The sequence below is a fragment of the Companilactobacillus versmoldensis DSM 14857 = KCTC 3814 genome, assembly GCF_001434295.1.
Lineage (GTDB): Bacteria > Bacillota > Bacilli > Lactobacillales > Lactobacillaceae > Companilactobacillus > Companilactobacillus versmoldensis.
The window spans coordinates 1-491 of record NZ_AZFA01000059.1 but is presented as its reverse complement, the minus strand read 5'-3'; the positions used below and the strand labels follow the sequence as shown (position 1 = coordinate 491).

Below are 491 nucleotides of genomic sequence, written 5' to 3'. Positions count from 1 at the left end.
TTTTAAAAAGTTGTTGACAAGAAGTCATCAACATGATAGAGTAAACAAGTCACTTGTTAAGAGCAATAGCGATTAACAAGAAGTAGACCTTTGAAAACTGAACAAAGTTTTAACGCTAATTGTGTAGGTCTTATTAAGTTAAGACAACAATGAAATAACGAAGTCAGTTCGTTAGTAATAATTAATAAATGAGTCACAAACAATCTAATATGAGAGTTTGATCCTGGCTCAGGATGAACGCTGGCGGCGTGCCTAATACATGCAAGTCGAGCGAACTCTGGTAACTGATTTTTGATGCTTGCATCAAAATGAAGATACATTTGAGTGAGCGGCGGATGGGTGAGTAACACGTGGGTAACCTGCCCTAAAGTGGGGGATAACATCTGGAAACAGGTGCTAATACCGCATAACAACAACTTCCACATGGAGGATGTTTGAAAGATGGTTCTGCTATCGCTTTAGGATGGACCCGCGGCGTATTAGTTAGTTGG

Annotated in this window: 1 rRNA gene; it reads left to right on the top strand. The window is 39.7% G+C overall.

What is annotated here, in order from left to right:
* Positions 1-205: 205 nt before the first annotated feature.
* A 16S ribosomal RNA gene (locus FC27_RS11520) occupies positions 206-491 on the top strand; the annotation flags it as partial.